Annotated in this window: 13 protein-coding genes; 6 read left to right on the forward strand and 7 right to left on the reverse strand. The window is 50.0% G+C overall.

Annotated features, from left to right (window positions below):
• Together ubiU and MON40_RS07775 are read right to left on the reverse strand one after the other, a co-directional pair.
• A complete protein-coding gene (gene ubiU / locus MON40_RS07770) occupies positions 1-1,008 on the reverse strand; it encodes a ubiquinone anaerobic biosynthesis protein UbiU (RefSeq protein ID WP_003780356.1) in 1,008 nt (335 codons plus the stop codon).
• Positions 1,009-1,351: 343 nt separating this feature from the next.
• Entirely contained in the window at positions 1,352-1,756 is a 405-nt protein-coding gene (locus MON40_RS07775; RefSeq protein ID WP_003778993.1) for a hypothetical protein, read from the reverse strand.
• 214 nt (positions 1,757-1,970) lie between these two features.
• On the opposite strand from MON40_RS07775, the gene MON40_RS07780 reads away from it, so the two are divergent.
• The 4 genes from MON40_RS07780 to cah all read left to right on the forward strand — a co-directional run bounded on the left by MON40_RS07780 (position 1,971) and on the right by cah (position 5,589).
• Positions 1,971-2,465 carry a hypothetical protein gene (locus MON40_RS07780; protein ID WP_003756439.1) on the forward strand — a complete coding sequence of 165 codons (495 nt, stop codon included), beginning with the start codon at positions 1,971-1,973 and terminating at the stop codon, positions 2,463-2,465.
• Between the two features lie 129 nt (positions 2,466-2,594).
• Positions 2,595-3,653 carry a DNA polymerase IV gene (gene dinB / locus MON40_RS07785; RefSeq protein ID WP_003761139.1) on the forward strand — a complete coding sequence of 353 codons (1,059 nt, stop codon included), beginning with the start codon at positions 2,595-2,597 and terminating at the stop codon, positions 3,651-3,653.
• Positions 3,654-3,782: 129 nt separating this feature from the next.
• The gene (locus tag MON40_RS07790; RefSeq protein ID WP_003778995.1) at positions 3,783-4,514 is read left to right on the forward strand and encodes a phosphoadenylyl-sulfate reductase; all 732 of its coding nucleotides are present in this window, start codon (positions 3,783-3,785) and stop codon (positions 4,512-4,514) included.
• Positions 4,515-4,830: 316 nt separating this feature from the next.
• On the forward strand, positions 4,831-5,589 hold the full coding sequence (cah, locus tag MON40_RS07795; RefSeq protein WP_003779001.1) for a carbonic anhydrase: 759 nt from the start codon (positions 4,831-4,833) through the stop codon (positions 5,587-5,589).
• Between the two features lie 133 nt (positions 5,590-5,722).
• Here cah and MON40_RS07800 read toward each other — a convergent pair whose 3' ends face one another.
• The 5 genes from MON40_RS07800 to MON40_RS07820 form a co-directional block, all read right to left on the reverse strand.
• Positions 5,723-5,923 (reverse strand): hypothetical protein, encoded by a 201-nt coding sequence (locus tag MON40_RS07800; protein ID WP_003765401.1) that lies wholly within the window; start codon positions 5,921-5,923, stop codon positions 5,723-5,725.
• 291 nt (positions 5,924-6,214) lie between these two features.
• Positions 6,215-7,756, reverse strand: coding sequence for an L-lactate MFS transporter (locus MON40_RS07805; RefSeq protein ID WP_003779002.1), 1,542 nt, complete (start codon positions 7,754-7,756; stop codon positions 6,215-6,217).
• Positions 7,757-8,010: 254 nt separating this feature from the next.
• Positions 8,011-8,358: a hypothetical protein gene (locus MON40_RS07810; RefSeq protein ID WP_003779004.1), complete on the reverse strand. Its 348-nt coding sequence runs from the start codon at positions 8,356-8,358 to the stop codon at positions 8,011-8,013.
• Positions 8,359-8,416: 58 nt separating this feature from the next.
• A complete protein-coding gene (locus MON40_RS07815) occupies positions 8,417-8,866 on the reverse strand; it encodes a hypothetical protein (RefSeq protein WP_003779005.1) in 450 nt (149 codons plus the stop codon).
• 70 nt (positions 8,867-8,936) lie between these two features.
• Positions 8,937-9,617 (reverse strand): energy-coupling factor ABC transporter permease, encoded by a 681-nt coding sequence (locus tag MON40_RS07820; protein WP_003779007.1) that lies wholly within the window; start codon positions 9,615-9,617, stop codon positions 8,937-8,939.
• Between the two features lie 138 nt (positions 9,618-9,755).
• Here MON40_RS07820 and MON40_RS07825 point away from each other — a divergent pair, with 138 nt between their 5' ends.
• Positions 9,756-12,905, forward strand: a complete 3,150-nt coding sequence (locus MON40_RS07825) for a DNA translocase FtsK (RefSeq protein ID WP_003779008.1) — start codon at positions 9,756-9,758, stop codon at positions 12,903-12,905.
• A 281-nt stretch (positions 12,906-13,186) separates the two neighbouring features.
• Positions 13,187-13,663 carry a transcription elongation factor GreA gene (gene greA, locus MON40_RS07830; protein ID WP_003779010.1) on the forward strand — a complete coding sequence of 159 codons (477 nt, stop codon included), beginning with the start codon at positions 13,187-13,189 and terminating at the stop codon, positions 13,661-13,663.
• Positions 13,664-13,669 lie beyond the last annotated feature (6 nt).

The raw sequence follows: 13,669 nt of genomic DNA on the forward strand, positions 1-13,669 counted from the left end.
TTATTTCCACGGACGGCTGTATGCGCCCAAGGTCGTCTGATGCCCTTCCGAAACCTTGCTCAGCGCGTTGTTCCACACCGGATTGACTTTGAAATGCGCCGGATCGGCAGCGGCCGCATCCAAAGCCTGCCGCAGCGATTTGGTTACCTGCGCCGTGTACATCGGGCTGCGCTGGCGGCCTTCGATTTTGATGGCGGACACGCCGATTTTGATGAGTTCGGGCAGCATTTCCAAAACGTTCAGGCTGGTCGGCTCTTCCAGCGCGTAATAGGTCTCGTCGTTTACCTCGAAACGGCCTTTGCACAAAGTCGGATAGCCTGCCGGTTCGTCCGGTTTGTATTGGTCGATTAACACTTGGTTCAGCCGCACGTTCATGCGGTCGGGTAACTGCTCCCAGCGCACCGCCTTCGCCGGCGAACACACGCCCTGCATATTCGGTGATTCGCCCGTCGCATAGCTCGACAAAATGCAGCGCCCTTCCACCATCACGCACAGGCTGCCGAAACCGAACACTTCGATTTCCACATCCGTATTGTCAATCACATGCTTGACCTGATCGACCGTTAAAACGCGCGGCAGCACGGCGCGGCGGATGCCAAACAGCTCCTTCATCATATTGATGGCTTCATAATTGGTCGCCGAACCCTGCACCGACATGTGCAGCCTCAAATCAGGATGACGCTCGGCGGCATAAGCCATAATCGCAGGGTCGGCGACGATTATCGCGTCCGCCCCCAGTTGCACCGCCGTATCGACAGCCCGATGCCACCGCTCGATTTGCCCCGCCTGGGCAAAAGTATTGATGGCCATCAACACATTGCGGCCGCGCGCATGGGCATAAGCCACCCCTTCTTGTGCCGATTTCATATCGAAATTCAGCCCCGGAAAGTTGCGCGCATTCGTCGCATCTTTCAGCCCCATATAAACCGTGTCCGCGCCATTGTCCACCGCCGTCTTCAAAGCGGGCAGATTGCCGGCTGGACAAACCAACTCAGGGATTTTCGGCATTTTGCGTTCCTCGACTCTTGTAGTTTGTTATTCGAAAATCAATATCTAGTATGATTTCGGGTATTTTAGAGATTTGGACACAAGATATTATGATTTAAATCAATTGTGAAATCAGGTTTGGATAACGTATGTTTTAGTTAACATAATTTAACTATGTTAAATATCAAGCTAATCAGCGGGTTATCTTTTCCAATTTGATAATATGAGATTAGTTATTATCTATTAAATTTATAGATTTTTACAATAAAAGGTCGTCTGAAACAGGTTTCAGACGACCTTTTATGTACTCAACGCGAATAATCGCACCTAGTGCTAAAATTATTCATTCGCAGCCCCAAACTGCCTATCTCCTCCATTCACTCCAACAGTCCATAATGGTACGCGGATGATTTTGAACCAGTTGTTTATAAAAAATAGCGAATCCGTCGGCTTTGGGATAAAAATGATAAGCAACTTGGCTTCCATCCGCTCTAAACTCCAGCCGCCAAACATGAGTACCGAAAAGGGCCATCATCGTCCTACTCAAATAAATCAAATCTTGAAGAGGATGACGTGCTTTGATTTCACTGCCTTCACAAATGAAAATCTCGTTTTTGCCAAAATAAATCCGTTCGTTATCCAATAAATTACCGAGACTGATGCAGATGAGCGGTTCGTTTTCCCAAATGATTTCAGGCGCTGGCCGTACTCTGCGGGCAATCAGGATGAAAATGAAGCATCCGACTAAAAATATAAAAATGTATGCCATAGCTGATAAACTGAATAAATGATGATGAAACGCGGATAATCATATGGCAAATTTGCGTATTGGGAAACTCATTATCAATATCTTAATATTGTCTTGAGTAATCAGCCTTGCCGACAAATTTCTTTTAACGAGCTAAATAAATAAAAATAAGAATTGATTGCATTTGTATTTTGAACTAAGATAGCCCATATTTCACACCTCGTCTGAAACGACCATGCGCTACCATTTCCCGATTTCCGTCGATATGTACGACTTTCTGACCACAGGCCGATTTGATTATCTGGAGATCGGGCAGACGGCGGAGATGATCCTGCAAATGTTCCCTGCGCCCGAATGCGTGCCCAAAGGGCTTTTGGTAAAAAAGGGGTGGAATATTTGGCTCTACGGCGATATCGAATTGCATTTTTCAGACGACCGCCTGACTCAAATCCGAGCGGACTTCCAACCCGGCACCTCGCTGAACGGCGGGCGTTGGTTGAGCTTAAACCCTTGGTTTTTCAGGCACGCGGACAAGCTTGATTTGTATTCCGCCATTGCCAAACTTGTGCAACACCATATCGACTTCATCAAAATCGATACGCCTTCCGCCCTGATTTTGCGTTTGCAAAGCGGCGTAGAGCTGATGTTTGAAAAGTGCAATGGGCAGCGTCTGTTCGCTTTTTGCAAACAAAAAACCACCCTACCCCAATGGGCGCATGAAACGGCGTAGATTTAAAATCTTTAAAACCTGTTTGCCCCCTGATAAAAGGTCGTCTGAAAACCAAATACCGTTCAGACGACCTTCCTCTATCGTTTTCCGCTAAAATACCCGTCTCTTTTTTCTTCACAACCGTCTTCAATGTCCCAGCGCAAAATCATCCATATCGACATGGACGCGTTCTACGCATCGGTAGAACTGCGCGAGCAGCCGCATTTGAAAGGACTGCCCGTGGTCGTCGCGTGGGAGGGCGCGCGTTCGGTGATTTGCGCCGCATCGTATGAGGCGCGGCAGTTCGGGCTGCATTCCGCGATGTCGGTGGCGACGGCGAAAAGGCTGTGTCCGCAAGCGGTGTATGTGCCGCCGCATTTCGATTTGTACCGTCAGGTTTCCGCGCAGATTCATGCCGTATTCAGGCGCTATACTGATTTAATCGAACCCCTGTCGCTCGACGAGGCCTATCTTGACGTGACCCATAATTTCAAAAATATCCCTTACGCCAGCGAAGTTGCCAAAGAAATCCGCGCCGCCATTTTTGCGGAAACCGGCCTGACCGCTTCCGCAGGCATCGCGCCGAACAAATTTTTGGCGAAAATCGCGTCGGACTGGCGCAAGCCGAACGGGCAATTCGTCCTGCCGCCGCACAAAGTCATGGCTTTTTTGGAAACCCTGCCCTTGGGCAAAATCCCCGGCGTGGGCAAGGTAACGCTGAAAAAAATGCAGTCGCTGGGTATGCAGACGGCAGGCGATTTGCGCCGTTTCGAGCGCGGCGAACTGTTAAACCATTTCGGACGCTACGGCTACCGCCTTTATGATTTGGCACGCGGTACGGACGAACGCCCCGTCAAAGCCGAACGCGAACGCCTCCAAATCTCCACCGAAATCACCTTGCCCGAAGACCTGTCGCTCGAACAGGCGGCAGGACATCTGCCCCATCTTGCCGAAGACTTGTGGCGGCAAATCGCACGCAAAAACGTCGAAGCCAAAGGCGTAACCCTCAAGCTGAAAACCCACGATTTCCGCATCATCACCCGCTCCCTGACCTACTCTTCCGTCCTGCCCGACACCGACGCCCTGCTTTGCGCCGCGCAGACCCTGATGCAGCGCGTGCCGCCTCAGCGCGAAGACGCCTTCCGCCTGATCGGCATAGGCGTGAACCACCTCGTGCCGAAAGACCAGCAGCAATCGCTTTGGTTATAAAGAAATAGAAAAGCATTCTTTCCCCTTCGCGCGAGACCGCCCGACAATAATGTTCCGTATAAACTTTCAGACGACCCCTTTGTCGCAAGAGGGGTCGTCTGAAAACAAAAACCAAGGAACAAGCCAACCATGTCCCTCTTCCGCCCCCAGCTTTGGCGCATCCCGACAACAGGCGAAGCCGAACGGCGCCGGCTTCCCGAGTTGACCGCCACACTCGAAACCCGCCTCAAACACATCGCCCGCCGCTATCCGCAAGCCGTTTTCGCCTCCAGCCTTGCCGTCGAAGACATGATCATTACCGACGCCATCTGCCGCCTGAAACTCCCCCTGCGCATCATCACCCTCAACACCGGTAAGCTCAATCCTGAAACCGCCGCCCTGATTACCACCGTCAACGTCCGCTACCAAACCGAGCTGGAAGTTTTCCACCCCGACCCCGAAAGCGCGCGGCAGTTTGAGCAGGAATTCGGCGCAACCGCCATGTACGACAGCGTCGAGCTGCGCCGCCGTTGCTGCCACATCCGCAAAATCGAGCCGCTCAACCGCGCCCTGAAAAACGCCCCCGCCTGGCTGACCGGACAACGCCGCAGCCAATCGGCAACCCGCAGCGAATTGGATTTCGAAGAAACCGACCATAGCCGCAACATCGCCAAGTTCAACCCCATTTTCGACTGGGAAGAAAACGACGTCTGGGCATACGCGCAAGCCTACGACGTCCCGCTCAACGCCCTGTATTTCCAAGGCTACCCGAGCATAGGCTGCGAACCCTGCACCCGCCCCGTCAAAGCAGACGAAGACATCCGCGCCGGACGCTGGTGGTGGGAAAGCAAAGACAGCAAAGAATGCGGGCTGCACAAATAACCCTTGTCAGGCAAGGCAAAAGGTCGTCTGAAACCCAAATTCAGGTTTTCAGACGACCTTTTTCATAAGTCGGCTTTCCTTAAATTTTTAAGGGATGAAAAATAGGCATTTTCTATTTCAAATTATTATCAATTTTCAAAACGACAATATCGTTTTTTAAAAAATGAATTCGCCTTAACTTCATAGCCTTAACAGAATTAACCCAAGAAGGCTTGACCTAATGATTTAATATGGCTATGGTTAAATAAAAAATAACAATAATCTACATACGCACCGCAATGCTTTTTTCCCTCCTCCTTACAGAAAGGATATTGCAATGCCCTGCTTGAACCTCACGCTGCCTCGCCTGACTGTTTTCCTGCTGTCCACCTTCGCAGCATTCTCCGCCGCCGCACATGGAAACCACACCCATTGGGGCTACACCGGACACGACTCCCCCGAAAGCTGGGGCGAGCTTTCTGAAGAGTTCCGTTTATGCTCCACAGGCAAAAACCAATCCCCCGTCAACATCACCGAAACCGTCTCCGGCAGACTGCCCGCCATCAAAGTCAATTACAAACCGAGCGCGGTTGACGTGGAAAACAACGGCCACACCATCCAAGTCAACTATCCCGAAGGCGACAATACCCTCAGCGTGAACGGCCGCACCTACACCCTGAAACAATTTCATTTCCACGTCCCCAGTGAAAACCAAATCAAAGGCCGCACCTTCCCGATGGAAGCCCACTTCGTCCACCTAGACGAAAACCGCCAGCCTTTAGTATTGGCAGTATTGTACGAAGCCGGCAAAACCAACGACCGCCTCGCGCCTATATGGAACGTGATGCCGATGAAGGAAGGAAAGGTAAACCTCAACAAAGCCTTCGACGCCGGCACCCTGCTGCCGAAACGGCTGAATTACTACCGCTTTGCCGGTTCGCTGACCACGCCGCCGTGCAGCGAAGGCGTATCGTGGCTGGTATTGAAAACCTACGACCACATCGACCAGGCGCAGGCAGAAAAATTCACCCGCGCCATCGGTTCACACAACAGCCGCCCCGTCCAGCCGCTTAACGCGCGCGTTGTCATCGAATAAACGGTAAAGCCATAAACAAAAAGGTCGTCTGAAAAACCAAATTTAGGTTTTCAGACGACCTTTTTACATGATGGTCTAAGGTTTCAGAACACCGAGTCCGGCGTATATCCGAAGGAAGAATCGCAATGCAGCATCAATCATCAGGATGAAACCTTGCTGCTTCGCGTTCTTTCATAGCAGTTTCCTTATCCTTCAATTTTGCCCCCAAGCCCAAGCGTTTTTCATATTCCGATTGCGGCGTGCCGTCCTCCTGCATACCAAATGCGCTGGCATTTACCCAAAGCGCAAGGACGGCAACTACGAAAGCAAAAAATCCTACGATATACCAAAACATTTCTTTTCCTATCATGGGTCAACAAACGGAAAAAAGACAGACTTCCCGTTTAACCGGCAGCTTGCTGCGGTTTGTGAAGGCAAAAATGTATCACAAATCCGGTCCGGTATAAATTGCCGATTTGCCCTGCGATACTTCGTGCAAACCTTATCTCAATCGGCATTGCACACTAATGCTTTTACCAATCAGACGGTTAATCCACTATACAAACAAAAGCCGGTCTTTCCGCTCAAAGGTCGTCTGAAAATCCATATCTGCATTTCAGACGACCTAACGTCGGCATCCGAAAGCCTAACGGAACAAATCCAATGCCTTGACGAACACCATCACTACGCCGTAAGCCAGCGGGACGCCGACCAACATCCAACGCCACCAAACCGAAAAACCGCCTGCCGCAACTTTTTCCTGCAACAAGTAGGCATCGGAAACGGCAGTCTCGTCATCGGGATTGCCGCTATGCGCCGCTGTTTTGATGTCGGTTTCATGGTGTTTTTCATGAACTGATCTGACGGCAAGGTTGCACAGCAAACCGACAATCAACAATCCCGCCATGATATACATGGTAACGCCGTATGCCTGCGCAGCGGGAACACCGCTGTCGATTTGGCTTTGGCGGATGTAGTTCACCAAAACCGGACCGATCACGGCAGCAGTTGACCACGCCAGCAAAATACGTCCGTGAATCGCGCCGACCTGATAAGTGCCGAACAAGTCTTTCAAATAAGCCGGAATCGCGGCAAACCCGCCGCCATACATGGAAATGATGACGCAGAATCCAATAATAAACAAAGCCTTGTTTCCACTCTCGCCAATGGACGGAACGGCAAAATACAGCAGCGAACCGAGTACGAAAAAGATGGTGTAGGTATTTTTACGTCCGAGTTTGTCGGAAACGCTGGACCATAAAAACCGCCCGCCCATATTGAACAAACTCAAAAGACTGACGAAACCTGCCGCCGCCCCCGCGCCGATTGCCGCTTGTTTGCCGACCGATGCCTCTGAAAACAGCTCCTGAATCATGACCGAAGCCTGCCCCAAAACGCCGATACCGGCAGTCACGTTCAGGCACAACACCCAAAACAACAGCCAAAATTGCGGCGTTTTCATCGCTTGGGAAACATTGACATGATTGCTGCTGACCAGCTTGTTTTTTACTTTCGGCGCGACATAGCCTTCAGGTTTCCAACCTTCCGCCGGCACGCGGATGGTGAATGCGCCGAACATCATCAACACAAGGTAAAACAGTCCCAACACGACAAAAGTCGGGGCGACGCCGACCGATACGTCGTCTGAAAACGCATTCATCAACGATACGGACAACGGCGAGGCAAGCATCGCACCGCCGCCGAACCCCATAATCGCCAAACCCGTCGCCATGCCCGGTTTGTCGGGAAACCACTTCATCAAAGTGGACACAGGGCCGATATAGCCCAACCCCAAGCCGATGCCGCCGATCACGCCGTTGCCCAAATAGAGGAGAAACAGATTATGCGTACTGACGCCGAGTGCCGACACAAAAAAGCCCAAGCTGAAGCAGCACGCCGCGACAAACATCGCCTTGCGCGGGCCGACACGCTCCATCCAAGTGCCGAACAAAGCAGCAGACGCGCCCAACATAGCCAGCGCGATACTGAAAATCCAGCCCACAGTCGTCAGCTTCCAATCTCCGGCTGCCGATTCGGTAATGCCGATAAGCTTGGTCAGCGGCGCGTTAAACACGGAATACGCATAAATCTGCCCGATGGCAAGATGCACCGCCAAAGCGGCAGGCGGCACCAGCCAACGGTTGAAACCCGGCTTGGCAATCGTCGCCTCACGGTCTAAAAATTTCATAAAAGCCTCTTGATGTCGAATGAAAAACAGCGTTCTCCGCGAGGAAAACGCCTTAAATTGTTGACAATATTGTACCACGCTTCCGCATGGGCTTTACTCCGCTTAACATGAGTTTTTTGAGTAAGAAAGAGAAAAATCATTCATAAATGACGATATTTGAAGATGGTTTGATGATATCCGTATCTCAGATAAAAGGTCGTCTGAAAATTGGTTTTCAGACGACCTAAAGAGTTTGAAAATGTATTCAAGCCTTATTACTTCTCAATATATTTTTCTATATCTCTACATTGTTCTTGCGTGCAGGAAACTGAAAAAAGCACTTTTCCACTTGTGGTACTTTGTGCAGAAAAGATGCTCTTTTCGTAATGAAATTTTATTTTATCCAATGAAATCAGCCCCTTTCCATTTTCTTTTCCGCAAAGCAGTTTATATTGCAGATTGGTTTTGCTTATATCGATATTTCCGCACACTTTTGTAGTATTGTTTTTAGATATGGATATTTTTAACCATTCATATTGCGAGTCGTAATAATAGTTTGAAATATAAGGCAGACTGGATGATGATACTGCTAGAGATATAACATAATTAAAAAAGGTTTCCATAACTTACTCACTGTTTGTTTTTTTAATTTTAAGTAGAGGGCAATTTTGGAGTATAGCCTTATATTCCCTCTTCCCATGAAATAGAAAATTTAGAAATTTTTACCCCACTCAAATCAAATGAAAAGACAATAGAAACGCCACCTTCGTTTTTTATTTCACACTCATGTTCCCACTCGTCTCTAGATACAAACTGCCATCCAATATCAGCAAGAAACAAATATTTTATAAATTTCTCAATAGTTAATTTTCTATTAATTTTATATTGCTTTGCAATGGTTACGCCTTTAAAACAAGGGTCTATTGACAATGAATAAACGATATTATCCGTAACCCCAACCTCCAATCCTTTCCAAAAAATGGAAAAACCACCTTCTACGTTACTGTCTTCGTATAACCATTTAGTCAGCTTTTTAAACCGTTTATGTTTGTGAAAGTCACTATACGACATACCAACAAATAAACCTTTAAATCTACCCGTTTTTAAGAAAGATGTTATATCCATCATCATAACCTTATGACCTCATTGCGGTCTATAACTTGAAATATCAATTCCCCATGTTCTACCGACCTTTTACCGTTTACCAAATTTTATTGCTGGATTTCAAATATCGGTTGTCGTCAAAAGTATTAATCCATTGCGGTCTGAGTGCGATAAAAATGGCGGTAGTGATGCCGCTGAGAAAAGCTTCCGCCCAGGCGATCAGGATGAAAATAGGAAAGGCGGTGGTCCAAAGTACGGAGGTTGGGAAGGCATGGCTGATATCCAAAATGCTGACCAGTACCAGTCCGGTCAGCATCATGCCTACGGCGGATGCGATGAAGCCGTTGACAAAAATGAAGATAAAAATATTCGCGGGAAGACGGTTGACCAAGCGGCAAGAGAGCTGATTAACAATGAGCGGCGGTAAGAGCAAGGCGAGGGCGTTGACGGGATAGGCGTATCCGTCGCCGCCGTTGAACAATAAAAGATAAGGAAAAAGCAAAGCCGAACCCAGCCATAATGCAGCGGGTGCGCCAATCATTAGGGCAACCAAATTCATGGCAAGCAGGTGGTAGCTCATTTGCGCGAGCTGCCCTTCGTCAGTCATTGCATTCAGGCACCATGAGGTCGTCAGTATCAGGGCGGAGAGGATGGGGGCGGAATGGTGTTTCTGCATGGATCGCCATGCCGGACGCGCGCAAGCGAAAAGCAGAATGGACAACAGCAGCCAAGCGGCGATTAAAATCAAACTGGAAAACCATGCGGCTTGAAAATTCATACGAAACCAGACCGAGGGTAAATATTCAGACGACCTGCATTATACCCCGCAGACGAAATTCGCTGCGGACTTGTTTTGTTTAGTGCTGAAACACGCTAAAATAACGACCTTTGCCGTTTATTTCAAGGGAAACAGCGAATGTTTTGGACAGTGCTGATTATCATTTTATTGTGTGCCATTTGCGGCGTATTTTGGCTGCACAGAAAACAAGAACGTGAGTGGCAGCACGAATTGGCGCGCTTAGAGCGCGGCATGCAAGAGGGCAAATATATTCCTAACGGTCAGGATGCTGATTCTCCACATCAATTTTCAGAAGATGCCAAAGCGGCATACGGAAAAACCATCGCACGCCTGCGCCTGATGGCGGCGCGTTACACTCCGCAGCAGGAGCAATTATCCGAGCAACCGGCAAACACTGAACACGAAGAATCTGAGACCGGTATGGAAGACATAGAGGGTTTCTTCGAAAGCCAAGAAGTAAAACACGAATATCATCAAGATGCCGATATTGAAAGGTCGTCTGAAAATCCGTCAGCAGAACAAGTCCCCCAAGCCGAGCCGCCTCAACAACACGCTGCCGAAAGGAAAGATACGCCGTATATCGTTCCTTTTGTCGAAACCGAAGAGCCTGAATATATTCCCCGTATCGTTAAAGACGAAGGCTTTGAAGAAATCACTTTGGAAGAGGCAACCCGTTCGCTCAATGAAGCGGCGTTACAGGAATGGGAAGAGCAGCAGACCGTCAGCCATCCTGCAGGCGACCGGAATAACGATGACGGGGAAATCCAACCCATCCGCGCATCGGTAACACCGATGAAAGGTTTGCAGATTATCGATTTCAACGATCCCGTACTGCGCCGGACCCGCGAGCGCGTCATGGCGGGCGTCAATGGCATCCAAATCCCCAAAGCCAGTGCGCCACATATCGAAACCGTGCAAACCGCATTGCGCACGGCCGAGCGCGAAGCCATTTTGCCTGTCGTTGACAACCTGGATAGCCGTGCAGAGATTGATGTGACGGACATTCGGAACACATTGGCTCGAAGTACGGCAGCACGCCAGCGCCTTGCCGCCGCTGTTGCGCCTGTGCGCGATTTCCAGCCGCAAATCATTCAAAACGATGAAATTTTGGCAAACCTGATTCCTGCAAGCCGCCGACGGACGGTTCGCCATGCTGAAGCGGCGGCGGAAAAACTGGCGCGCAAGCAGCAATCTGCTGCCGCGCAGGTGAAATTGTCGGAAGAAGCCGATCTGCGACCTGAGCAAACGGTTGAGCGTTCCGTCACACGCAAACCTCTATTCCCGCCTAAAACGCTTCGCACCGAACCTGTCGCTCCGCCAAAAGAAAAAGCAGTCTATATTTCAAGACAGCCCGCCCCTACCGCAACCGTAGTCGAGCCGCCCGAAGTACCGACCGTTACTCCGACGCCAATCGATATCCCGACGCCGCCAAGCTTTACGCCGCCACCTGTTGCTCCGGAAATCGTCGATCCTCCGGTAGCGCGCCCCGTTTGGGAAATCCCTGCTTTCCATTCTGAAGTCAATGCGCATGTCAGCGATAATCCTGTCCGCTCGATTCATGATTACTTAATCAGTGAATCCGAAACGGAGGATGAAGTCGCAGGCGGAAATGTACAGAGAAATGCTGAAACTGAATCCGCCCATACGGAAGATACGGAAATTTCTGCCTTTGAACATCATCAGCCGATACATCATGCCGATCTTGCGACGGGTTATGCCGCCGATGATGTTGATGCAGATTCAGAAGAAGAGACCGGGGCGTTTTACAAGTTTTCAGACGACCTGAAGTACCCATTACCAACCACAGACTTGCTCCTTCCGCCCCAATTCGACCCTGCCGCTACGCAGACTGAAGAAGAATTGCTGAACAACAGCATCACCATCGAGGAAAAGCTGGCAGAATTTAAGGTCAAAGTCAAAGTCGTGGATTCCTATTCCGGTCCGGTGATTACGCGTTACGAAATCGAACCTGATGTCGGCGTGCGCGGCAATTCGGTCATAAACCTCGAAAAAGACCTTGCCCGTTCGCTCGGTGTTGCCTCTATCCGCGTCGTCGAAACCATACCCGGCAAAACCTGCATGGGCTTGGAGCTGCCGAACCCGAAACGCCAAATGATACGCCTGAGCGAAATCTTCAATTCGCCCGCGTTTGCCGAATCCAAATCCAAGCTGACGCTCGCGCTCGGTCAGGACATTACCGGTCAGCCCGTCGTTACCGACTTGGGCAAAGCACCGCATTTGCTGGTTGCCGGTACGACCGGTTCGGGCAAATCGGTCGGCGTTAACGCCATGATCCTGTCCATGCTTTTCAAGGCGACGCCTGAAGACGTGCGCATGATTATGATTGACCCGAAAATGCTGGAATTGAGCATTTACGAAGGCATTCCGCACCTGCTCGCGCCTGTCGTTACCGATATGAAGCTGGCGGCCAACGCGCTCAACTGGTGCGTCAACGAAATGGAAAAACGCTATCGTTTGATGAGTCATGTAGGCGTGCGCAACCTTGCTGGCTTCAATCAAAAAATCATGGAAGCTGCCGCACAAGGCATGAAAATTGCCAACCCGTTCAGCCTGACGCCCGACGATCCCGAACCTTTGGAAAAACTGCCGTTTATCGTAGTCGTGGTTGACGAGTTCGCCGATTTGATGATGACCGCAGGCAAGAAAATCGAAGAACTGATTGCCCGCCTTGCCCAAAAAGCCCGCGCGGCAGGCATCCATTTGATCCTTGCCACGCAACGCCCCAGCGTCGATGTCATCACAGGTCTGATTAAAGCCAACATCCCGACACGCATCGCTTTCCAAGTGTCCAGCAAAATCGACAGCCGCACGATTCTCGATCAAATGGGCGCGGAAAACCTGCTCGGACAAGGCGATATGCTGTTCCTGCCGCCCGGTACAGGTTATCCGCAACGTGTCCACGGCGCATTCGCTTCAGACGACGAAGTACACCGCGTAGTCGAATATTTGAAACAATTCGGCGAACCCGATTACATCGACGATATTCTGATGAGCGGCACAACCGACGATCTGCCGGGCATCAGCCGCAGCAGCGACAGCGAAGTTGATCCGATGTATGACGAAGCCGTCTCCGTCGTTCTGAAAACACGCAAAGCCAGCATTTCCGGTATCCAACGCCAATTACGCATCGGCTACAACCGCGCCGCCCGCCTGATTGACCAAATGGAAGCAGACGGCATCGTTTCGCCTGCCGAAACCAACGGCAACCGTACCGTTTTGGCGCAAAGCAGCGAACATTTGGACTAAAGCCACACCAGAGCAGGGAAAAAGCCGATTGCCGTTGCAGTTTCCCCCGATTTTGGTACAATACCGCCATTCATTCTTACACAGACAAGCCGCCGAGATTTAGGCGGCTTGTATTTTTATTTTCATTTTGCGGATTTTATAGTGGATTAAGTTTAAACCAGTACTGTGCTGTACTGTCTTCGGGCTTCGTCGCCTTGTCCTGATTTAAACTTAATCCACTATATTTACCGTGTTTTTACCAGGCAAAAGCAGTCCAAACGCTTTTGCGGAGATGACAAACCATGCAAAAAATTCCATTGACCGTACGCGGCGCAGAATTGCTCAAACAAGAATTGCAACGCCTCAAAAGCATTGCCCGTCCCGAAATCATCGAAGCCATCGCCGAAGCCCGTTCGCACGGCGACTTGTCCGAAAACGCAGAATACGAAGCCGCCAAAGAAAAACAAGGCTTTATCGAAGGACGAATTTCCGAGTTGGAACACAAATTGTCCATGGCGCACATCATCAATCCCGCTGAGATCCACGCAGAAGGCAAAATCGTCTTCGGTACGACCGTAACACTGGAAGATTTGGAAACCGAAGAACACGTTACCTATCAAATCGTCGGCGAAGACGAAGCGGACATCAAAGAAGGCAAAATCTACGTCGGCTCCCCCATTGCCCGCGCCCTAATCGGCAAAGAGGAAGGCGATGTCGCCGAAGTGCAAGCCCCCGGCGGCGTTCGCGAATACGACATTATTTCGGTTCAATATATCTGATTGCAC

The organism is Neisseria macacae ATCC 33926 (assembly GCF_022749495.1).
Lineage (GTDB): Bacteria > Pseudomonadota > Gammaproteobacteria > Burkholderiales > Neisseriaceae > Neisseria > Neisseria macacae.

Excerpts from the sequence above, each read along its gene's own strand:
- ubiU (WP_003780356.1), bottom strand. The coding sequence starts at position 1,008 with ATGCCGAAAATCCCTGAGTTGGTTTGTCCAGCCGGCAATCTGCCCGCT.
- MON40_RS07815 (WP_003779005.1), bottom strand. The coding sequence starts at position 8,866 with ATGATGATGGATATAACATCTTTCTTAAAAACGGGTAGATTTAAAGGT.
- MON40_RS07825 (WP_003779008.1), top strand. The coding sequence starts at position 9,756 with ATGTTTTGGACAGTGCTGATTATCATTTTATTGTGTGCCATTTGCGGC.
- MON40_RS07820 (WP_003779007.1), bottom strand. The coding sequence starts at position 9,617 with ATGAATTTTCAAGCCGCATGGTTTTCCAGTTTGATTTTAATCGCCGCT.
- MON40_RS07780 (WP_003756439.1), top strand. The coding sequence starts at position 1,971 with ATGCGCTACCATTTCCCGATTTCCGTCGATATGTACGACTTTCTGACC.
- MON40_RS07775 (WP_003778993.1), bottom strand. The coding sequence starts at position 1,756 with ATGGCATACATTTTTATATTTTTAGTCGGATGCTTCATTTTCATCCTG.
- cah (WP_003779001.1), top strand. The coding sequence starts at position 4,831 with ATGCCCTGCTTGAACCTCACGCTGCCTCGCCTGACTGTTTTCCTGCTG.
- MON40_RS07790 (WP_003778995.1), top strand. The coding sequence starts at position 3,783 with ATGTCCCTCTTCCGCCCCCAGCTTTGGCGCATCCCGACAACAGGCGAA.
- MON40_RS07805 (WP_003779002.1), bottom strand. The coding sequence starts at position 7,756 with ATGAAATTTTTAGACCGTGAGGCGACGATTGCCAAGCCGGGTTTCAAC.
- MON40_RS07810 (WP_003779004.1), bottom strand. The coding sequence starts at position 8,358 with ATGGAAACCTTTTTTAATTATGTTATATCTCTAGCAGTATCATCATCC.
- dinB (WP_003761139.1), top strand. The coding sequence starts at position 2,595 with ATGTCCCAGCGCAAAATCATCCATATCGACATGGACGCGTTCTACGCA.
- MON40_RS07800 (WP_003765401.1), bottom strand. The coding sequence starts at position 5,923 with ATGTTTTGGTATATCGTAGGATTTTTTGCTTTCGTAGTTGCCGTCCTT.
- greA (WP_003779010.1), top strand. The coding sequence starts at position 13,187 with ATGCAAAAAATTCCATTGACCGTACGCGGCGCAGAATTGCTCAAACAA.